Origin of the sequence: Pseudovibrio sp. FO-BEG1 (genome assembly GCF_000236645.1) — a bacterium.
GTDB lineage: Bacteria > Pseudomonadota > Alphaproteobacteria > Rhizobiales > Stappiaceae > Pseudovibrio.
Genome location: NC_016642.1, coordinates 1,597,782 through 1,619,288, shown reverse-complemented (window position 1 = coordinate 1,619,288; position 21,507 = coordinate 1,597,782). Strand labels below are relative to the sequence as shown.

At 53.5% G+C, this 21,507-nt stretch carries 18 protein-coding genes; 11 read left to right on the top strand and 7 right to left on the bottom strand.

Annotated elements, in window-relative coordinates; translation table 11 throughout:
• The first annotated feature begins 21 nt into the window (after positions 1–21).
• Complete coding sequence (locus PSE_RS07395) at positions 22–2,316, top strand: FdhF/YdeP family oxidoreductase (protein ID WP_014284288.1); 2,295 nt, start codon at positions 22–24, stop codon at positions 2,314–2,316.
• Between the two features lie 118 nt (positions 2,317–2,434).
• Entirely contained in the window at positions 2,435–3,316 is an 882-nt protein-coding gene (locus tag PSE_RS07390) for an SDR family oxidoreductase (RefSeq protein WP_014284287.1), read from the top strand.
• Here PSE_RS07390 and PSE_RS07385 read toward each other — a convergent pair.
• Positions 3,313–4,215: a LysR family transcriptional regulator gene (locus PSE_RS07385; RefSeq protein ID WP_041768109.1), complete on the bottom strand. Its 903-nt coding sequence runs from the start codon at positions 4,213–4,215 to the stop codon at positions 3,313–3,315. The two genes, PSE_RS07390 and PSE_RS07385, sit on opposite strands and share 4 nt — an antisense overlap.
• A gap of 230 nt (positions 4,216–4,445) precedes the next feature.
• On the opposite strand from PSE_RS07385, the gene PSE_RS07380 reads away from it, so the two are divergent.
• Both PSE_RS07380 and PSE_RS07375 read left to right on the top strand, forming a co-directional pair.
• Positions 4,446–4,889 carry a VOC family protein gene (locus tag PSE_RS07380; protein ID WP_014284285.1) on the top strand — a complete coding sequence of 148 codons (444 nt, stop codon included), beginning with the start codon at positions 4,446–4,448 and terminating at the stop codon, positions 4,887–4,889.
• 368 nt (positions 4,890–5,257) lie between these two features.
• Positions 5,258–5,878 carry a hypothetical protein gene (locus PSE_RS07375; protein ID WP_041768107.1) on the top strand — a complete coding sequence of 207 codons (621 nt, stop codon included), beginning with the start codon at positions 5,258–5,260 and terminating at the stop codon, positions 5,876–5,878.
• 13 nt (positions 5,879–5,891) lie between these two features.
• Here the strand turns inward: PSE_RS07375 and PSE_RS07370 are convergent, their stop codons facing one another.
• The 3 genes from PSE_RS07370 to PSE_RS07360 form a co-directional block, all read right to left on the bottom strand.
• Positions 5,892–7,001, bottom strand: coding sequence for a PLP-dependent cysteine synthase family protein (locus tag PSE_RS07370; RefSeq protein ID WP_083841556.1), 1,110 nt, complete (start codon positions 6,999–7,001; stop codon positions 5,892–5,894).
• Positions 7,002–7,180: 179 nt separating this feature from the next.
• Entirely contained in the window at positions 7,181–7,810 is a 630-nt protein-coding gene (locus PSE_RS07365; RefSeq protein ID WP_208998108.1) for a MarC family protein, read from the bottom strand.
• Between the two features lie 121 nt (positions 7,811–7,931).
• On the bottom strand, positions 7,932–8,681 hold the full coding sequence (locus PSE_RS07360) for an AraC family transcriptional regulator (protein WP_014284282.1): 750 nt from the start codon (positions 8,679–8,681) through the stop codon (positions 7,932–7,934).
• A 235-nt stretch (positions 8,682–8,916) separates the two neighbouring features.
• Here PSE_RS07360 and PSE_RS07355 point away from each other — a divergent pair, with 235 nt between their 5' ends.
• Entirely contained in the window at positions 8,917–9,807 is an 891-nt protein-coding gene (locus PSE_RS07355) for a DMT family transporter (RefSeq protein WP_014284280.1), read from the top strand.
• On the opposite strand, the gene PSE_RS07350 is transcribed toward PSE_RS07355, so the two are convergent.
• Positions 9,804–11,144 carry an MATE family efflux transporter gene (locus tag PSE_RS07350; RefSeq protein WP_014284279.1) on the bottom strand — a complete coding sequence of 447 codons (1,341 nt, stop codon included), beginning with the start codon at positions 11,142–11,144 and terminating at the stop codon, positions 9,804–9,806. The genes PSE_RS07355 and PSE_RS07350 overlap by 4 nt on opposite strands.
• Positions 11,145–11,337: 193 nt before the next feature.
• On the opposite strand from PSE_RS07350, the gene PSE_RS07345 reads away from it, so the two are divergent.
• Entirely contained in the window at positions 11,338–12,198 is an 861-nt protein-coding gene (locus PSE_RS07345; protein ID WP_083841555.1) for a hypothetical protein, read from the top strand.
• On the opposite strand, the gene PSE_RS07340 is transcribed toward PSE_RS07345, so the two are convergent.
• A complete protein-coding gene (locus PSE_RS07340; protein ID WP_244421366.1) occupies positions 12,180–12,641 on the bottom strand; it encodes a nucleoside deaminase in 462 nt (153 codons plus the stop codon). The genes PSE_RS07345 and PSE_RS07340 overlap by 19 nt on opposite strands.
• A 364-nt stretch (positions 12,642–13,005) precedes the next feature.
• Between PSE_RS07340 and PSE_RS07335 the strand changes: the two genes are divergently transcribed.
• From PSE_RS07335 to PSE_RS07320, 5 genes are all read left to right on the top strand, one after another.
• Positions 13,006–14,208, top strand: coding sequence for a leucine-rich repeat domain-containing protein (locus PSE_RS07335; RefSeq protein ID WP_014284275.1), 1,203 nt, complete (start codon positions 13,006–13,008; stop codon positions 14,206–14,208).
• A gap of 430 nt (positions 14,209–14,638) precedes the next feature.
• Positions 14,639–16,666 carry a pseudouridine synthase gene (locus PSE_RS07330; RefSeq protein ID WP_014284274.1) on the top strand — a complete coding sequence of 676 codons (2,028 nt, stop codon included), beginning with the start codon at positions 14,639–14,641 and terminating at the stop codon, positions 16,664–16,666.
• On the top strand, positions 16,663–17,223 hold the full coding sequence (rsmD, locus tag PSE_RS07325) for a 16S rRNA (guanine(966)-N(2))-methyltransferase RsmD (RefSeq protein ID WP_041768104.1): 561 nt from the start codon (positions 16,663–16,665) through the stop codon (positions 17,221–17,223). The genes PSE_RS07330 and rsmD overlap by 4 nt, the downstream gene beginning before the upstream one ends.
• A gap of 169 nt (positions 17,224–17,392) precedes the next feature.
• Positions 17,393–17,665 carry a hypothetical protein gene (locus PSE_RS27175; RefSeq protein ID WP_148266105.1) on the top strand — a complete coding sequence of 91 codons (273 nt, stop codon included), beginning with the start codon at positions 17,393–17,395 and terminating at the stop codon, positions 17,663–17,665.
• A gap of 427 nt (positions 17,666–18,092) precedes the next feature.
• Entirely contained in the window at positions 18,093–19,394 is a 1,302-nt protein-coding gene (locus PSE_RS07320; RefSeq protein ID WP_041768102.1) for a porin, read from the top strand.
• A 92-nt stretch (positions 19,395–19,486) separates the two neighbouring features.
• Here the strand turns inward: PSE_RS07320 and mutL are convergent, their stop codons facing one another.
• Positions 19,487–21,448, bottom strand: a complete 1,962-nt coding sequence (mutL, locus tag PSE_RS07315; RefSeq protein WP_041768913.1) for a DNA mismatch repair endonuclease MutL — start codon at positions 21,446–21,448, stop codon at positions 19,487–19,489.
• Positions 21,449–21,507 lie beyond the last annotated feature (59 nt).

Here is a 21,507-nt window from a genome sequence, read left to right as displayed (position 1 = left end):
TAAGAGCCTGAGGAGTCCGGCGTGTCCGACAATATTATTGCAAAGAAATCAACAGCTCCCGCTGGTGGCTGGGGTGCCGTGTGGAGCTGTGGTCAGGCTCTGCTGCAAAACACGTCGCTCACTTCGGGAATCAAAACAGTCTTAAAAACCAACCAGCCTGACGGGTTTATTGGCCCCGGCGTGGCGTGGGTGGACCCGGAAAAAACAACTTCCATCGAGTTTTGTGAGAACGGTGTGAAGGCTGTGGCCGCGGAAATGACCGAGAAGCGGATCACTGAGTCGTTCTTTCAGGAGTACACCGTCTCCGAGTTACAGACGTTTTCTGACTTCGACCTTGAGGATCAGGGCCGACTGACCTGCCCTTTGCGCTACAACAGGATTACAGACCGCTATAACGAGATCACCTGGGCTGAGGCTTTCAAGGAGATCAGCGCTGAGCTGCGGGCGATTAAAGATCGCAAGGAGGTTGTGTTTTACACCTCCGGGCACGCCAGCAATGAAGCTGCCTTCCTCTACCAGCTGTTTGGCCGCATTTACGGGACCAGCAACTTCCCTTCCAGCTCTAACCTGTGCCACGAGGCCAGTGGTATTGCGCTAGAGGAAGCTATTGGGTGCGGGTTGGCGACGGTTCGGCTGGAAGACTTCGCCAAGGCGGATGCGATCTTTGTGTTTGGCCATAACCCGGGCGCGACGGATCCACGGATGCTGCCTGTTCTTCGTGACGCAACCAAGCGGGGCGCGCAGGTTGTCTCCTTCAATCCGCTGCGCGAACGTGGGCTGGAGCGGTATGCGGACCCGAAGAACCAGTTGGAGATGGTGCGTTTTGGCTCTCGCCCCGTCGCCAGCCACTTCTTCACGCCAAAGCTGGGCGGCGACATGGCAGCCGTGCGCGGTATGGTGAAGGCCATTCTGGCGTGGGACAACGAGCGCATTCTCACCCACAGCATCATCGACCGTGTGTTTATTGAAGAGAACTGCGGTGGGTTTGAGAGCTATGAGAAAGCGCTAGAGCTGACCCCTTGGAAAGAGATTGAGGATCAGTCTGGTCTAACCCGTGATGAAATCGAAAAAGCTGCCCTGCTCTACGTGCAGGCGGATCGGCCGATTATTACGTGGGGCACTGGCATTAGTCAGCATAAGCACTCTGTGGCGACTATTCGCGAAATCATGAACCTGTTGTTCATTCGCGGCAATGTTGGCAAGCCGGGCGCAGGCGCCTGCCCGATGCCGGGACATGCGAACACGCAGGGCATTCGGCGGATGGGCATTACCTCCGATCCGTCCGAAGAGTTTTTGCTGGCACTGCAGGATGTGTTTGAGTTTGAACCGGAAATGCACGCGGGTGTGGATTCGGTTGAAGCCATCAAGATGATGAATGAAGGCAAGCTGCGGGTGTTCATGAGCCTTGGCGGCAACTTCACCCGCTCTGCCCCGGATACAGGCCTGACGGAAGAAGCCATTCGCAAGTGTCGCCTGACCATTAACATTGCGACCAAGCTGAACCGGAGCCATCTGATGACTGGCTCCCTCTCCTACATTCTGCCGAGCCTTGGGCGCACGGAATATGATGAGCAGCGGTCCGGCGATCAGATTGTGACCGTGGAAGACTCCCTCTCCAAGATCCATAGCTCCGCCGGGGTTAATCCCCCAGCCTCTGATCTCCTGATGTCCGAACCCGCCATCATTGCCGGGCTTGCCAGAGCGACCATTGGCAACAAGGTGGTGAACTGGACGCATTTCATTGAGAACTACGACCGCATTCGCGAGAAGATTGAGGAAGTATTGCCGGAGTTTGCCGGGTTCAACAGCCAGGTGCGGACACCGGGCGGCTTTTATCTGGCCAACCCGATTGCGGACCGTCGGTGGGCGACGAAATCCAGTAAGGCTGAGTTTTCCGGTTACTCCCTGCCGCTGGCAACCGCTGCTCAGCTGACTTCCAAGGCACCGAAGCTCACCTTCACGCTGCAGAGCATGCGCTCCAACGACCAGTTCAACACCACCATTTACTCGCTGAATGACCGCTACCGGGGCATTTCAGGTGGGCGTAAAGTGGTGTTCATGAACCCGATCGACATGCGCCGTGCTGGTGTTTCCAGAGGTGAAAAGGTCGATATTGGCACTGTGAGTGAGGATGGCCGCAACCGGCGTGCGCTGGATTTTCAGGTGGTGCCCTACGACATCCCCGAGGGCTGCATCGCCTCCTATTTCCCGGAGGTGAACGTGCTTGTTCCGGTGTACTCCACGGGCGACCAATCCAACACTCCCACAAGCAAGGCTATTCCGGTCACGCTGTCGAAGTCTCGTCGTCGGGGGTGATTGTGTTGCTTCTGGCAGCATAGATGCGGCCAACCACCTATCTATTTAATAGATGGGTTATAACTAAGTGTATCGTCTCCTGCGTTGTAAAAGCGTCGTTACAACAGGAGATACTATCATGATCAAAAAGATCACTATCATCGGCGCCACGGGTCATTTGGGGCATCGCGTTACTGCTAAACTCGTCGAGAAGGGCGTAGACGTGACAGCGATTGTGCGCGATCCGATTGCTGCAAAATCAAAGCTGCCCGCTAACGTTCGCCTCGTTCAGGGGGATGTGTCTGATCCGGACAGCCTTACCGCAGCTTTGCAAGGTACTGAAACGCTTTACATCACACTCAACACCGAAACACTGGACACTCGCTTGCCCTTCCACACCGAACGAGAAGGTGTGATCAATGTTGTTGCGGCAGCAAAAGAGGCCGGTGTGCAGCATATTATGCAGATTGCCGGGGTCGACTATGCGCACCCCGAGTTTTCGGCGAAAGGCATGGCCTATGGCACAAACGCAATTCGCAAGGGCGGGATTGATGCCATTAAGGCGTCCGGCATTCCCTACACGTTCTTCTACTGCTCGTTCTTCCTGGATTCCTTGCCCAAGCTGCTGATGGATAATCAGCTGGCCGTCATTGGCAATCATGTAAACCCGATCTGGTTCACGAACTCCAGTGACTTGGCAGAACTGGTCTTCAAGGCCATTGATAATGAGGCAGCCCAAAACAAAGAGTTTGCGGTTCAGGGCCATGAAGCCATGACCTACACTGAAGCCGCAACAGAGTTTCTGGGAACCTACGCCCCTGACGCAGACATCATACAGCTGCCAATGGAAGCCATCAGCCAGATGGGGCTGCCTGAAGAACAGACTGTTTTCATGGAGCACGTGCTGACATTTGTGGAGCAATTGCAGGAGAAAGATGTGGCGGGCGAAACCCGGCGGGTTCTGGGCTCACCAAAGTACACCATCACCTCCTTCGCTCAGGAGCTTCGCGAAGAAGCTTAAGTCACCACCGAGTTCTGAATGATGCCTTTTTCAGAGAGTGTATCCAGCAGCTTAGCGGTTGCCTGACCCATAGGCTTTTCGAAGGACCAGATCATATCAACCGGGCGCTCGGCATAGGGTTTGGTCTCGAACTGTAGTGGCAAAATCTTCAAAGCACCGGTTTGAACAAAGGCATCCACCGCATGCATTGGCAGCGCCGACCAGCCCAGGTCGGCCTGCACAAGATCTATGGCTTCCGTCGCCGTGCTCACCTGCCAAATAGATGACGACGCTTTCAGAATGGCACTGTTGGCGTTTTCGGCTTCTTTCAGCAAAATCTGACGATGCAAGCGCAGCTCTTCCCAGGAGACCGACGGCTTTAGCGCAAGCGGACTATTCGGGTGACTGACGCAGACCAACCTGAGTGTGCCTAATGAGCGGAAATCAATGGCTTCCGGAATGCCCTCAGGTTCCAATATTATGCCCAGATCCACAGCGCCCTGTTTGATTAATCGTTGGATCTCTCCAGCGGTAAATGATTGAATTTCAACATCAACAGATGGAAATTCCGCGCTGAAGTCGCGAATGATCTCCCCCAGATTGGCCAGTTTAATGTGCGGCGCCATTGCAAGCGTCACCCGGCTTTCCAGGGTGACAGAGAGAGCATCGGCAACAGCCAGAAACCGGCTGTGACGTTCCAGCAGTATTTCTGCCTGTGAGATCAACGTTTCGCCTGCTTTGGTAAGGGTGGGATACCTCCGGCTCCGATCGAACAGCTCAACATCCAGATCGACTTCAAGATTGGCGACCAGCGTGCTGATCACCGATTGTGCCTTGTTGCATTTGCGGGCTGCGGCAGAAAATGATCCTTCCCGGTGTGTGCTTACAAATGCCTCTAATTGTTCGAGTGAAGCGCGCATGGGAAGCTCCTGCCATCTATCTATCAAGAGTATGGAACCAGAAGTTAATTATCCCATCAGCAGATTACAACTCCTGCCGGCGCTTGATTTGAGGTGAGTTCTCTATCCCATTAGATCGCGTTTCTGTTCCAGCGACACTCTCAAAACTTCGAGGTCAAAAGAGGAGATGTTGACATGTGGCTTTATGTACATAAAGTATAGTTGCTATATTTATGCTATGGAGAGTCGTTATGTTGTTTAATTCATTGCAGGGTAAAGGCGCTGTTGTGCGTCGGTTTGCTCTAGGTTTTATTGCCTCTTTCGCGTTTGCAAGCGCTGTTTCGGCAGAGCCGTTTCAGGAGGTGACTGTTGGGGTGCCAGTGCCTTCACTGGCGGAAGCAGAAGCGTGGTACGCCAAGTTTCTAGGCCCTGACACTGAGGTGCTCAGACCTGTTCCCGGTATTGTGGAGTTCAAGGTAGCGCCGGGGGTTTGGTTCCAAGTCTTTGAGGTCGATGACACGCAACCAAGTGGCGCTATTATCCGTTTTATGGTGGAGGATATGGCAGCGAGCCAAAACGCACGCACGGCACTGAAAATCGATACGGGAGAGGCCGTGGAGATACCTGAGGTCGTGACATATTCCGAGTTCGCTGACCCATTCGGAAATGCTTTGGGACTCTATCAAATGCCTTAATGCAGCAGCCGAGCAGTCTTAGGGCTATCGGCTTTTACCGCTCAGCACGCTGACTGAATTAAAGTCAGCGTGCTTGGCTAACTTGCACTAAGTAAAACGCCAATAGTTTACTATGAAAACTCGCAATTATGGCTGAGAGTACGTCTCGTCTTTCACTAGGCATCTGATTCCAGTGATTGGCGGTTCTGTTCCTTCTAGGCACCGCTAAAGAGGCAGAGCTTGTTACGCGGGCATGCTCACTTCTATAACCGACATGGTTGCAGCTCTGTTGTTTGGGCTACCAACCTTATCCCTAGATCGAGTACTGATAATTGAACAACAGCGCCTTTTGACAGGTCTAGGCATAATGGGACTGGGAGCGGGTAGGAATGGTACGTTTTAGTTGGTGGGCAAACAGATTAATCGGCTTATATATTTTGCTCATAATCCTTGCTTTGTTGTTTTCTGTCGCATCGACGAGATTTGGTAGTTTGGCCATCTTGGAAAGGAAACTCAATCCTTCGACCTTTGTATTTTGGCAAGATGGTGAACTATACAAAAACCCTCCGCTGTTTACGCAAGTTATGGCTGATGCAAAAGGGCAATTTGCTTCTCGCGAACCCAGCAGCTTTGAAGACGTCGATATTTGGGTTTTAATCTTAGAAGGCTTTGCAGACATCAAAAACGTAGAGCTAGCACCGCACCTAGGTATCGACATCGACGATGCGGCAACATTCTCCACTGATATTACAAAAAGTCTTATGCAGGTTAGCCTGAGGGTTCGACTACACCCATTCCCTCTCGCTATTACCCGAAAACACATTGTCTTAGTGAATACAAAATCTCTTCGTGAAAACTTCAAAGAACAGTGCTTTGACGAGATAACGTATGAATCCATGATCGGGGATCATGATCCGAAACTTTGGGAGCAATGCCGGATCAGTGCAACAGAACCGGAGACCAAACACCTTCTGTATAGCTTCGTTAGACCAACTTTCATCAGTAGGTGAGGCAGTTCCCTCACTAGATGCCATCAATTTCGGCGAAGTCGATGAGTTTGTGCATGTAGGAGAGCAGGTCGAGGTTTTTGCTGGCGACCCAGTCGTCGTTGTAGAGCGTATCCAGATAGCGCTCACCGCTGTCGCAGATTAGGGTGACGATGGAGCCTTCCTGATCGTTTTCCATCATCTCCTTGGCCAGCGCCAGAGCACCATAAAGGTTTGTGCCTGTTGAGCCGCCGCATTTGCGCAGGATGACACCTTCTAGCCATCTGATGGTGGCGATGCTGGCTGCATCGGGGATGTCGATCATTCTGTCGATGACATCTGGCATGAAGGAGGGTTCTACTCTTGGTCTGCCAATCCCTTCTATGAGTGAGGGCTTGTTGCGGACGATTTGGGCATCGCGGTTGCGGTAGTACTCATGAAACACCGAGTTTTCAGGATCGACGACACAGAGCTGCGTCTTGGAATAGTCCTCTGTATGGAGGCGGATGTAGCGGCCAATGGTTGCCGATGTGCCGCCAGTTCCGGCACTCATGACGATCCACTTGGGAGCGGGGAAGCGCTCCAGCTCCATTTGTGAGAACAGGCTTTGGGCAATATTGTTGTTGCCGCGCCAATCGGTTGCCCGCTCCGCGTAGGTGAACTGATCCACGTAGTGTCCGCCCAGTTCCTTCGCCAATCGTGCGGCCTCGCTGTAGATCTGATAGGGCTCAACGAGGTGTACCTCACCGCCCAGCGCTTCGATCTCACGGATTTTGCCGGTGGCGGTTGCTTTGGGCGCAATGGCAATGAAGGGGTTGCCGATGAGGCGGGCGAAATAGGCCTCCGAGATTGCCGTGGAACCGGAGGAGGATTCCACGATGGGCATGCCTTCCCTGATCCAGCCATTACAGATGCCATAGAGGATGAGCGAGCGGGCCAGCCGATGTTTGAGACTGCCACTGGGGTGGGTGCTTTCATCCTTGAGGTAGAGATCAATGCCCGCCTTGGTGAGTTTGGGAATGTTCAGCTTGATCAGATGTGTATCAGCCGAGCGATTGTAATCCGCCTCAATGTTTTTGATGGCCTGCAGCGCCCACGCCCGGCCTGAGGGGTTCCGATGATTTTTGTGGCTGCTGAACTCCAGCATAGAAACACCTGATCTGTTGTTTTGGAGGCGGATGGTGCCTCGTTGGATCAAGTATAGCTTCTGTACTCTTTGCCGGATGGACCGATCCCTGCTGTGCGAAACAGAGGGTAAAGCTTGTGGCGAAAATCATTGGTTTTCAGAGGAGAAAGGCTCAGTTAGGCGAGCCTTTCCGTAGGCGTTTAGCTCGCCAATGCGGGGATCATGCCTTTGACGCCGTCTGCGAGCATACCCATGGCGATTGCGGCAAGCACCATGCCCATGAGGCGGGTGACAACGCCCATGCCGGACTCGCCCAGTTTGTTGGCGATTGGCTTGGAGACGGAGAACAGGAAGCCGGTGAACAGAGCGAGACCGACAGCCGCGATGGAGAGATCAATCTTGGCCCAGATGCCGGAATGACGTTCAGCGGCGACGATGGCTGTGGCGATAGCGCCCGGTCCGGCAACGATTGGGATGGCCAATGGCACAACGGCGATGTGGTTCTGCTCTGCTGCGGAGGCGGCTTCCTCCGGGGTTTGACGGTGGCTGTTATCACTGCGCAGCATGGACAGCGCGATTAGCAGAACGATTACGCCGCCCGCAGCGCGCAGCTCATGCACGGTGATGCCGAAGAACTTGAGGAGGATGCCGCCCGTCCAGGTGACAGTGAGGAGTGTCAGCGCGATGGCGCCGGCGCAGGTCCACGCGATGCGGCGGGCGGTGGCAGCGTCCCGATCCGCAGTCATGCCTGCGAAGACGCCTGTGTTTCCGATGGGGTTCATCATGGAGAACAGCGCTGCGACGTAGGTGATCAGAGCAGTTTCAGTCATCAGATGCTTTCTGTTGTTGGCTTTGCACGCAGTGGTGATACTGAAGAAAGCATGCAACATACTGATCGCACCTAAGGGTGACAACTTAAAGGGCTGTAATGATTGGGTGTTCTGGTGGAGATCAGTTGTGGCGCGTCAGGGAGGCGCGGTACTGGGCTCTGTACTGGGATGGCGTCAGGCCGAAGTGTTTTTTGAAGATGTTGGTGAAGGACGATGCATTCTCGTAGCCAACCTCAAAGGCGATGGAAGCCATGGTCTGGTTGGAGGAGCGCAGCAGGCCCAGCGCTTTGTTGAGGCGCATCTCCAGCTGTACCTGTTTCGGGGACTTGCCGAAGGAGGCTTTGAAGTTCTTCTGCAGGCTGCTAACCGAGAAGCCCTCTTCCTTCGCAAGCTCGGAGATTTTGACGGGCGCGGGCAGCTGGTCCTTCACACTCAACAGACGGGCACTGGTCATGTTTTGATTGGCAAGGTCGGAGCCCTGCCCGGTTGCCAGTTCCAGAGCGGTGTTGAGGATGGTGGATGCGCCGGTTGCGTCTGCGGCGAAGGTATCTGTCAGAGAGGCAACGAAGTTGAGGTACTTGAGCGCAAGCGGTGACAGTTCCAGATGACTGTCATTGGCATTACGGAAGAACTGGGTGATGGCTGCTTTGTCGCTGACGTCGATGATGAGAAAGCGGCTGCCGGAGGTGGTTTCGCTGTCATGCAGGGTTTCCGGCGCGATGAGGCCGACGGAGCCGACCTTCAACTCTTTGAACTGGCCACCGATCTCGATATCCATCTCGCCCTGCAACGGAATAACAGCCTGCGCGAACGCGTGGCGGTGCCCGAGTTCCAGCCGGTTATATTCGCGGATTACAGCTTGAAACGACATCTCTTCCTTCCGGGTCTCAACTTTCTTATCTGAACGTACTAAGCCTGTTGATGGCTAAGGGATACAGCGTAGGCGCACAAATCTCAAAAAGAAAATCTATTTCCTGTTTTGCCTAATTCCAATAAGCAGGAAATGGGGCAAGATCTGGCCTGCTTTGCTGAGAAGCCTCGGCCTAGCGGTGATGGCGTGCGACAGGTGCGGCGCCAGACCTTTGTTATCTAAGCGGACTATTTGCATGTTACAGAACCACTCAGCGGGCAAGACCAGCGCTGCGACGATGATCGGGAGCATCTCCATTGTTTTGTGGGGCACCCTTGCGGTGTTGACCAAGCTGACAGGAGATCAGTTCCCGCCATTTCAGTTGCTGGCCATGACGTTCACCGTTGCGACGCTCACACTCTCCGGCAAGCTGCTCAGTGGGAAGGCTGATTTGCGGTCTGCATTCAAGCTGCCTTTGTCCGGTTGGTTGCTCGGAGTTGGTGGATTGTTTGGTTTCCATGCGCTTTACTTCGTGGCCCTGCAGAATGCGCCTGCAGTTGAGGCGGGGCTGATTGCTTACATCTGGCCGCTGCTCATCGTGCTATTTTCTGCGCTGTTGCCGGGGGAGACCATCACGCGGTGGCATGTTTCTGGCGCGCTTGTGGCGCTGGCTGGATACTGGGTGTTGCTTGGATGGAAGGATACTGCTGGCAACTTGCAGTGGGAGTATCTCATCGGCTATCTGGCCGCTGCGGGCTGCGCGCTTATCTGGTCTAGCTATTCCGTGCTGAGCCGCCTGATCAAGAACACCTCTTCGGATGCGGTGATCGGCTATTGTGCGCTGACCGCTGCGTTTGGCTGGCTCTCACATTTTCTCTGGGAGACCACAGCAGTTCCAGCTGACCCGCTGCAGATCTTTGCTGTTCTCGGCCTCGGTTTAGGGCCCGTTGGTGTTGCCTTTTATACCTGGGATTTTGGCGTGAAACACGGCAACGTTCAGCTTCTCGGCGTACTCGCCTACGGCGCCCCGCTGATCTCGACGCTGCTGTTGATCCTGTTCGGCGAAGGCACTCTGGAAGCCAACGTGATTATTGCTGCATTGGCAATTGCAGGCGGTTCCTTGATTGCGGCGAAGAGAGTGGCTTAAGCCTGCAACTTTCCCGGTGTCCTCTGCCAGAATAGATACAAACATATGGTTAGGCTCACGATTTCAGCCAATGGCAGTGCAAGAATGACCATTCCACCGTCAAACAGCATATGGAAAACAATCATGAATATCACTGGGAACACCAAGGACCGTGACAAGGCAACAATGGCAGCCCGAGATGCACTCTGGATGGCAACAAAATAGCAGGAAAGGGTGATATTGATGCCATTGAAAATGAAGATGGGCCACAAGTAGTTGGAGAACTCTTCTGTCAGATCAACAACCATCATTGACGCCATATTCAGGAAAACCGTGCTGATGAACACAGGGAACAGAAGAATGAAGATCGCAAGCCCACCACCGACTAAAAGGTTTGCAGACAACGCATAGAAGAGGAAGGTTTTAATTCGGTCGTAGCGGTGAGCGCCCAGATTTATCGAGATGAGCGGGCCCAGGGCCTCCCCAAATCCATAGAAGATCATGATGGACAGGAAAACCAGATAGTTCAGCATTCCAAACGCGACGATACTGTCAGTGCCCAGCTCCAAGATCAAAATCCAATTGCTTACAAAGACAATCACCCCCGTAGAGATCTCGTTTATGAACTCGGCAAGTCCGGTGTAAGCAGCGCGCAACATGACACGCCATTTCCCATCAGGACGGAGCAAGCGCATAATCCCTGCCCCTCTTAACAGGTGCGGTAGTAACACAAGCACCACCACCACCTGAGAGCTTCCTGTCGCGATGGCAGCACCTGTTACGCCCATCTCAAGTTCAGCAACGAGTACATGATCAAGTGGCACGTTAAGCGCTGTCCCTAAAACGATTGCCAGCAGCACCAGAGCAGGCCGCCCATCAATCCGCCCAAAGGTGGTAAGAACGATGGCACACCCTATGAGCGGAAATGCCCAGGCAAACACTTTCAGATAGTCTGCGATGTAATCTGATGCTTCAGGGTCGAATGCGACGAGTTCGACAATATCCTTGATAAACACGAGAATAAGAATAGTCAGCGCAAACCCAAGGAGAATGGTCGTCAGCAAGGTCTTGATAAAGACCTGGCAGGCGGCTTCCTCTTTACCTTCTCCAACGTACTTGCCGGTGATGACAGATGCGCCGACAGCTATCATCAACATGAGACCATAGATGGCAGTAATGATTGGAAGGGAGAAATTTACAGCTTCAAGCGCATGAGGGCCAACATAGTTTCCCAAGAAGTAGGCATCAACAATTTCAGCTATCGCCAATGCCAGTAAACCGAATGTCGACGGGATCGCATAAAGCAGAAACTGCCTGAGAGGTGCACCCGTTAAGACCTGTTTTTGGCTGACTAGCATAAATTCTTAGACCATGACGCGTTCACAATCATTTTGGAAAGTTTACGTCACAGGCGCTAAGCGATGCATAACAAGGGAGGTAAAGCCGATGTTACTTTTTAAAGAATTAGATGCCGTTATTTCGGGCATTTGCTGATAGCTTGTTTGAGTTATCTTCTCATTTCATACAAAGCTCGTCTCACCTCGGAGAAGCATGGAAACACCCGTAATAACGGCATCGCACCTTAAGCCAATTGGACGACTTTCCCGGGCTGACGAGCATGGGGTATTGCCGCGTATTGGGAGAGCTCCTGAAGAGCCTTTGTTTTCTGAGCTTTCTCAGTTTGCGGAAAAGCTCAAGCTAGAGCTTGGGGAACACTTTCATTGTCTGGCAGTTCGAGGATCAGCATCCCGAGGAACGTTCGTTAAAGGGGCTTCTGATATCGATCTGATTGTCTTCGCTTATGGTCCTGCTTTGCAGACCTTGTCTCCAGAGCACTGCATTACTCAGGCAACCGACATAGATCTTGAATGGTTTGAGCCCGAGGACTTCCTGCAATCTTCCAGATACCAGTGGCTCAAGTTCTCGCTCAGCTACTCGGGATATTGCTTCGGGCCTCAAAACCTTCTTACGGAGTTACCAGCTCCAACACTTGGCTCTCGTGCGATTGCTCATTTGCATCGCGTGGATCGGTGGGCAAAGGCTTGGCCGACACACCTTGCCGACGCGAAGACAGATGGTGAGCGGAAACGGGCCTGTAGTTGGCTGATGAAACGTATTGTCCGCTCGCTCTTTGAAGCAGAAATGCTGAAAAGGAACGTCTATTCCCGAGACATCTACCCGTGTGCTGAGATCGCCTCAGAGGCGTTTCCTTCTCATGCGCCTATGATTTGGCGTGCAGCTGAACTTGCTGTGGCGCCAACCTCAGAACTATCTCTCATCAGGGAAGTCGCAGATTGCCTGCTTCCTGAACTCTTAAATCTTCAGTCACGCCTTAGGAGAGACATGGAGCACGTACACTCCGAAACCCCTCAGTTGCCACTGCTCTTTACCACTCAATCCCGCTTCACTTGAAAGAACGTCTTCAGCATGGCGGCGGAGTCGGTTTCGGCTAGGCCGGAGTAGACGTCGGGGGTGTGGTGGCAGGTTGGGGAGGAGTAGAAGCGAACGCCGTGGTCTACGCCGCCGCCTTTTGCATCCCCTGCCCCATAATAGAGCCTGCGAATGCGGGCGAAGGAGATCGCAGCCGCGCACATTGGGCATGGTTCCAGCGTGACGTACAGATCGCAGCCTTCCAGACGTTGGGAGTTCAGCTGCTTGCCAGCTTCGCGAATGGCCAGCACCTCGGCATGGGCGGTTGGGTCATTCAGCTCCAGCGTGCGGTTACCTGCGGCGGAAAGCACCTTGCCATCTTTGACCACAACACAGCCGATGGGCACTTCCCCTCGTGCTTCTGCCGCGCGGGCTTCGTTCAATGCCATATCCATAAAGGTTGAGTTCAATGTGGGCGTCTTCATGTGCGCCAAGCTAGTGCCATTTGCAGAAAAGGGGAAGCTGATTTGCGGACAAAGATATGCAAAACAAGAGATAAAGCAGCTCCTCCTGACTTGCCTGAGCAAGAGTTGCTTCTACTCTGAATGCTAAAGTGCCCTCATTTATGAAAGTGATCAAAGAGCCCATTCCGCTCAATGCTGCGCTCTGGATGCATGACCGCATTCAGCTACATTGGCGATTTTCTTTGGACCTTGTTGTCGCCGCATTGAATTCACATTTTCGCCACAAAGCGCTGCAAAATTGAAAAAGTGGAAGTTTCGTAGGTGCGCTTCAATATGGTCTGCCAGCTCGAAATCACACATTCTCTTTGCTTGAAGGATACGTGCGATGAGGCTGTTGGTTCATTGTATTTTGTGGACTATGCTGATTGCGCACCAAGCCGTCGCGCAATCGGATAATTGTGTTCAGATAGGGTCCCAATGCCAAAAGCGCACAGATCATAGTCTGATCATACGAAAAGCAGCCGATCTTGCGGATTTGAGTGCAGTCGCAGATGCGCCATGGATCAGACTTCTGTCCATTTCCGGTCGTGAAAGCACAGAGAATCAAATTGATCTCAGCGTCATTGCGCACCTCACGCAACTCGAACGGTTGGATTTGACAGATCTTGGGGCCTTTGATGCGTCGGGAATCCAAAATGAGTCCCTGACCTCGCTGTCTATCCGAAACAGTCGGCCCCTGAGTTATGACTTCGCAGCATCGCTTGAGAAGCTCCAAACTCTTCAAATCAACAATGCAATAGATTCGATTTCTGAACTTCCCCTCAACAAATTGGGGGCTCTTGAACAGCTTTCGATCATCAATTCGGGTGTATCGTCGCTCGAAGGCATAGAAGCATTGCAAAACCTTGAGGCGATTGCACTTACTAACAATCCCGTGCGTGATCTTGGCCCCCTTGCGCAGCTGAAGTTGCGACGTGTCACACTTGTCAGCAATCAGATAACGGACCTTTCGCCACTTGCCCGAAGCACAGAAATCACACATCTCCGTATTGGTGGTCCGAGCATTGCCAGTCTAAATGGCCTGCGGCTTGGTCCATCTTTGGTTCATTTTGATGGCTCAAAAAGTGGCCTCCGTGACATCTCGGCGTTGGCCCCGGCAACAAACGTGAAACGGGTGCTGCTTGAACAGGCAAACGTTACAAATGTCGCGGCACTTCGGGGCAAATTCCGGCTTGAGCAAATTGACCTGCGCAAAAACCCGATCTCAGATCTCTCTCCATTGGTTGACCTGCCAAACCTGACAGTTCTTGACCTGAGCGATACAATGGTCTTTGATCTTGCACCCTTACGACACCTCAAAAGCGTTAAAAGTGTGAGCCTTTCGCGCATACCTGCCGAGGACATAAGCCCGCTTGTCGGTATGATCCGCGTTGAGGGGTTGTGGTTGAATGATACTTTGGCTTCAGACCTATCTCCGCTTCTGGAGATGCCTTCGTTGGACACCTTTGTCGTGGACGATCAAAAGATGTTAACCAAGGACAACCTACCAACCTACATGGAAACGCGGCTCAAGCCGAAAAAGGAATAGACCTTTTGCGGTATGCTGAAGAGAGCAGCCAAGGCTGAAGCGAAAGACCGTTCCGTCCCGCGTTTAAGCCCTCGCCATATTAGACTTCATTACTCTCCTACAGGTACGCTGTAACCCAACAAAAGCAGAAAAAATGGCATGAGTCTGCTTTTGCCCCTTTGCCAACGGGCTCCGCTTAGGTTATGACCGGTTTCAGAGTATGTTCGCGTCCCGAAAACATCCACGCAGCACGCTCCGACTTCTTTTTTTGAGCGAGTTCCTGTCTTCTGATTGAATCAATCAAACGGAATGCGCTTTGACGACATTCGAATATTGTGTGGCATCTGACAGACTGCTGGGCAGCCAAGGCGGTGACGCCTATGCGAGCTCATCCAGTGTATCTGTACAGAGTGTAGAAAGTTAAAGGCCCCGGTTCGCCGGGCAAGAGCCAATGAAAAACAGCGGTAAAACCCCCAAAAGCTCCCCCCGCAAATCCGGCGAGCAGACCAAGAAATCCTCCGGCAAAAAGAAACAGGAACAGACAGTAACCGTTACTGGTGAGCGTATCGCGAAGGCGATGGCACGTGCTGGCCTGTGTTCACGCCGTGAAGCAGAAACATGGATTGAAGCCGGCCGCGTGAGCGTGAACGGCAATGTGCTGGACACACCAGCTTTTACCGTGACCCAGAAAGACAAGGTGTACGTGGATGGCAAACCTCTGCCAACCCGTGAACGCACCCGTCTGTGGCTCTTCCATAAACCTCGGGGCACTGTTACCACCAACAAAGACCCTGAAGGCCGTAAGACTGTTTTTGACATTCTGCCAAAAGACATGCCACGCGTAGTGACTGTTGGCCGTCTGGACATCAACACAGAAGGCCTTTTGCTGCTGACCAACGATGGCGGCCTTTCCCGCGTGATTGAACTGCCTGCAACCGGCTGGCTGCGCCGCTATCGCGTGCGCGCGTTTGGTAAAGTGACACAAGAGCAGCTGGATGCCCTGAAAGATGGTGTTGCCATTGACGGTGTTCTGTACGGCGCTATTGAAGCGACGCTGGACACTGAAAAAGGCGACAACGTTTGGCTGACCATTGGCCTGCGTGAAGGCAAGAACCGCGAAGTGAAGCGCATTCTTGAGCACCTGGACCTTTCCGTGAACCGTCTGATCCGCATCTCCTTTGGTCCGTTCCAGCTGGGCGACCTTGGTGAAGGTGAGCTGCAGGAAATCCGTGGTCGCGTGCTGCGTGACCAGCTGGGCGAGCGCCTGGTTTCTGAAGCCGATCTCGATTTTGATGCGCCAATCATCAACCAGATGGATGCCCGCACCAGCAAAAAAGCCGAGATGAAGAAGAAAAAGAAATCTTCCGGTGGTGCTGGTGGCGGCTGGATCAGCGCGAAAGATGCAGCGGCTGTTCTTGCCAAGCACAACAAGAAGCCAATGCGCCATGGCGAAGACAAGCGCGATGGTGACGGTGAAAGTTCTGAGCGCAACCCATTTGGTGATCGTAAGCGCGTTGGCGTGAAGCCAACCTTTGGTGATCGCGATGGCGGAGAACGCAAGTCGTTCGGTGATCGCGGTGAACGCAAATCCTTTGGAGACCGCGACCGTGGTGACCGCAAGCCATTTGGCGATCGCGGCGAGCGTAAATCCTTTGGCGACCGCGACCGTGGTGATCGTAAGCCGTTTGGCGATCGTGACCGCAAGGCGGGCCCTTCCCGCTATGGCAGCAATGAGCGTGGTGGCGACAGCAAGCCGCGCCGCGTGTTCAGCGCTGACGGCACCGTAGACACCTACACACCTTCCTTCGAGGACGGCGACAACCGTCGTAACGACGAAAAGCGCAAGCCAGAAGAGCGCCGCTTCGGCACCCGCACCAAGCGTGGTGGTTTCGATCTGGCACATGGTGGCACCAAGCGTTCTGCAGAAGATGCGCCAAGCCGTGAAGATCGTCGTGGTGGCCGCTTCAACCCGGCAGAAAACGCGAAGTACACCGGCGATACTGGTCCAACTGAGGGCGAGCGCCGCTTCTCTAATCGTCGCTCCCGCGATGATGCCCCATCTGATGAAAAGCGCGGCGGCTTTAACAAAGGCCCACGCGGTGGTCGTGATGGTGAGAAGCGCGGCTTTAGCAAAGGCCCTCGTGAGGGTGGCCGCGATGGCGAAAAGCGTGGCTTCAGCAAAGGCCCTCGTGAAGGCGGTCGTGATGGCGAAAAGCGTGGCTTTAGCAAAGGTCCACGCGATGGCGGCCGTGATGGCGAAAAGCGCGGCTTCAGCAAAGGCCCTCGTGAGGGTGGCCGTGATGGCGAAAAGCGTGGCTTCAGCAAAGGTCCTCGTGACGGTGGCCGTGATGGCGACAAGCGCGGTTTCAGCAAAGGCCCTCGTTCTGGCAAGAGCTTTGGCGGAGATAAAGCACGTGGTGGTCGCCCAGGCGGTGATCGTGGCGCGCCTCGCGGACATAAAGGTGGCAGAAACTCGTGAGAATTGTTGCTGGACGATTTCGGGGAACAGCGCTCGCTACACCCAAGACGCAGAATACGCGGCCAACCACTGACCGGATGAGAGAGACCATCTTTAATGTGCTCGCTCATGCCTATGGCAATCCGGTTCAGGATGCCCGTGTACTGGACCTGTTTGCAGGCACTGGCGCTTTGGGTTTGGAAGCGATGAGCCGCGGCGGCAAATACTGCGTGTTCGTTGAGGACGCCGTGGAGCCACGCGGTCTGATCCGCCGGAATGTGGAGACCACCGGTCTGATGGGCGCCACGAAGATCCTGCGCCGCGATGCGACTTCTCTGGGACATGCCGGCACCATGATGCCGTTTGATCTGGTGTTTCTGGATCCACCCTACCGGCAGGAGCTGGGCGAAAAGGCTCTGGCAAGTGCCGCAGCCGGTGGCTGGCTCAATGAAGGCGCGCTGTGCATCTGGGAAGAAGATGCGAGCGTTTCGCCGGTGATCCCTGATGGGTTCGAGGGGCTGGACGTGCGCCACGCTGGTGACAGCCAGATCCTGATTGTGCGGTACATAGGTCTGTAGAGCGACCTTTCGGCATGCGGTTCCGGTCACAGGTTCGGGTCTGAGCTTGAAGCGAAGATTCTGAGCCTGCTGCGGACATAGAGCTGAGCGCGGTGCGTGCTCGTTCAGACCGTCCTTATATATAAAGAGTAGAAGAAGGCCTTCCCGACGTGGTTCGGGAGGGCCTTTTTTGTTTGGACTGGGTGATGTGGCGTGGGGTGAAGCTTCACGGTGGTGGGTGGATTGCTGGGGCGCGGCTGAGTGGGGTGGCAGCGGAGGCTGTCTGACACGGGGTGTCGAGGTGGTTTCGGCGGTGGTGGTTGTAGGAGTTATCCTCGCGGCATGGTTGGGGCCGAGATCTCCGGGATTTGAGGGGATCGGGTTCACAGTTCACATAGCAACGCGTCACACCTCAAAAGAACGCAGAATTCCCCAAACCAACGCAAAACACGAATACTTGTAATTACTATCACTATACTTATGAGGGAAAGCCTGAATTTTCCAGATTTGGCGCTCAGCGAGTCTTTGATTCGAATGACGCAGATTGCATATAAAAAGGCTAAGGAATCTGCGAAACAAACTTTTAATAAACAATAACAAGCACTTAATTCACGGAGATCGACCCCGATTTCGTCTTTGTTACATCTACCTAGTTTTGGATAAAAGCGTTGCAGGAATGAAACAGCGGTTTCGATTACTTTGATAACTCTAGGTTATTTTTAGAGTTATTATTGCATCAACAAGGATGTGCTGGCATCAATTGCTGCAGGGAATTCGCGTACACAAAAATAAAATCAGTTTTGCTTAGGCAGCATTTGGGCCGCCTTAAGTAGTTTTGTCAATTAACCTTGTTTGAGGAGTGGGTTTCAACCCGATTTAGGAGTCGAATTATGCGCCACTTTACAACTAGCGCCGCAGCAGCGCTTATGATGAGTGCCACTCCGGTCCTTGCAGCCGATCTTCCCGTTGCACCGGAGCCCGTAGAATACGTCCAGATCTGTGACGCCTACGGTACTGGATATTTTTATATTCCAGGCACTGATACCTGTTTGAGAATTCGCGGTCGTGTTCGTGCTGAATACCGCTTCAACAACTTTGGAGCTGGCCCAAGCGACTGGTCCGAGCGGACAAGAAATTCAACCTCCACTCGTGCACGTGGCTACCTCCGCATGGACGCACGAACTCAAACAGAATACGGTCTGCTTCGCGCTTACATCGATTTGTTTGGAACAGTTGACACTCCTGGCTTTATTCAGGATGACAGCTCCGTTCCTAACGTGAACAACCCAGTCGGCTCGTTTGGGGTTGAGCAGGACAACACTGTTATGACGCTTGATTATGCGTTCGTACAGTTTGGCGGTATGACCATTGGTCGTGCGCAGTCCTTCTATGACTTCTGGACCGGTTATGCATATGGTGCGATCACCACCGTTGCATACTCTGACCAAAACCTCTGGCTTGCCGGTTACACATTTGACCTTGGCAATGGCCTTTCAACCAGCTGGTCTGTAGAAGACAGAACCGCTCGCCAGCAGAACCTCTTTACTGGTGAGTATCTTAACTCTACAGGATTTAACCAGGGCTACGGCGGTATGCGCTTCCCGGATCTGGTCGCAAACATCCGTTTGGACCAAGGTTGGGGTTCTGCCCAGATCATGGGTGCTCTGACAGAAGTTCGCTATCTTGAATCTTATCCTTCCGGCCTTCTCGGTTGGGCCGTCGGTGGTGGTGTAGAATTTAATCTACCATTCTTCACCAATTATCTCTCCGGCTTCCAGGGTGTGGTTCAGGCAACCTTCTCTCAAGGCGCACTCGGTTACGTGAACAGTGACTGGCAGAACGTCATCTGGGATGCAACTTCTCTTACAGATGGTGAAGACGGTATTGCTACCGGTTGGTCCATTGCTTGGGGTTTCCAGGCAGACTTCTCACCTGAATGGAACGCAGCTATCCAGGCTTCCTTCGCCAACGCTCGCTCTAAGTTCCTTTGGAACCAGAATCAGTGGGATGTTGTCGGTAAGATCGGCTGGACACCAGTTAGCGGTTTCGAAATCGGTACGGAAGTTGCCTACCGTAACGTTGGATTGGGTGATCTGTATCCAGACACAGCCGTTAACGGTGGTAACCCAACTCGTCCGCTCGGTCAGCAGGATATCATCTCTATCCTACTCCGTGTTCAGAGGGACTTCTGAGGCCACATGTCAGAACCCATCGATTACTTAGCGTAGTCGAGAATACGAACCGGAAGGGGCGGATCATTGATCCGCCTCTTTTGGTTGTGAGATCAATGACGCCCAAAAAGGCGTTCAATGTCGTGAAGTTTTAACTCGATCCATGTTGGGCGGCCGTGGTTGCACTGGCCGGACTTTGGTGTCGCTTCCATATCTCTGAGCAGATTGTCCATCTCTTCAGGGCGCATGCGGCGGCCTGCTCTGATTGAGCCATGACATGCCATCGTGGCAGCCACCAGATCCAGCTTCTCTCTGATGCGTGTTGAACTGTCGTACTCAGCAAAGTCATCCGCCAGATCCTGCACCAACGCTTTGATATTCAAACGCTTCAGCATGGACGGGGTTTCTCTGACAGCGATTGCTCCGGGGCCAAAGCGTTCCAGAACGAGGCCGACTTCCTCCAGTTCAGAAGCACGCTCTTCCAGACGGGCGACGTCATCTTCTGGGAGATCGACGATCTCAGGAATTAAGAGCATTTGTCTTGGGACATCCCGCTTTGCGAGGTCTTCCTTGAGCTGCTCATAGACAAGGCGTTCGTGCGCGGCGTGCTGGTCCACGATAACGAGACCGTCTTTCGTCTGCGATACGATGTAGGTTTCGTGGATTTGCGCTCGCGCTGCTCCGAGCGGGAAGTTTTCTCTGTCTTCTGGCAGTTCATGCGCATGCGCGCGCGAATCCGCTGATGGTGCGTCGACGAGATTGTAGGCTTGTTGTCCTTGCGTAGCGGCAGAATCTTGCCTCATGGAGGGCTCTGGCGAAGCCGTATATGGTGCCGTTGCTTCCATTAGGCCCAGTTGTGTTTCCTGAGTTCCTGCTTCCGGGATATCTGCAGCGCTCCAGACTGAGGGAGAGCTTTCTTCAGGGCGATAGGCTGATTGTTGCCAGGAGTAGTTTTGCGCTGCTTCTCCGTGACCTTGTTGGGTATGTGCCGAAGCGCCTGAATGGACGTTGAAACCTGTCCCCTGCCCCATTGGGCGGATGGCATTGATAGCAGATTGCGTATTTGCCGTAGACGCACGGAAACCAGATTGAACAAACGCGTTCTTAAGTGCGCCGATCAGCAACCCTCGAACGAGCTGCCCATCGCGGAAGCGAACATCTGCTTTTGCGGGGTGTACGTTCACGTCTACCTGATGCGGATCCAGGTCGATGTTCAGCACAACGATTGGATGGCGGTCTCTTGAGAGAACGTCTGAGTATGCGGCTTTAAGTGAACCGAGTAGGAGCTTATCACGCACAGGGCGGCCATTTACGAAGAAGAACTGGTGCTGAGAGTTGGCGCGATGGAATGTAGGGAGGCCAGCATATCCATAAAGATGTACCCCCTCCCTCAAAGCCTCGATTTCCATTGCGTTCTTTGTGAACTCTGCACCGAGGATTTGGCCGATGCGCGCGAGATCTGCATCGTCGCCAGTGCACGCCGGCAGTTCAAGTTGTCTACGATCGGAGCCAGAAAGAGTGAAGCGGATGGTTGGATTTGCGAGTGCAATACGTTTGATGATTTCGGTAATCGCTGTGGCTTCAGCGCGGTCTGATTTCAGAAACTTCAGGCGAGCTGGAACAGAGAAGAAGATATCTTTGACTTCAACACGTGTTCCTGCATTCAAGGCTGCTGGTTCAACTTCGCTATTCTGACCACCTTCTACTTCGATTTTCCAAGCGTGTGGTTCCGATGCATGGCGGGTTGTGATTTCCAATCTGGAGATCGCGCCAATGGATGGCAGCGCTTCTCCGCGGAAGCCCATGGTTCGGATGTCCATGAGGTCATCTTCAGGCAGCTTGGATGTGCAGTGACGGCGGACAGCGAGTTGCAAGTCTTCCTTGGTCATACCTGCGCCATTGTCGGTTATGCGCAGGAGACTCTTGCCGCCAGTTGCAGTCACGATCTCGATGCGCGTGGCGCCAGCATCAACCGCGTTTTCAACCAACTCTTTGACGACGCTTGCAGGCCTCTCGATTACTTCACCCGCGGCAATTCTGTTGATCGTCGTATCGCTAAGTTGTCTTACCGCCATAACCGCTCCGTTGTTCATTTGCCCTGCTTTCACCATCGAAAACCCGCCGAGTTTCGGGA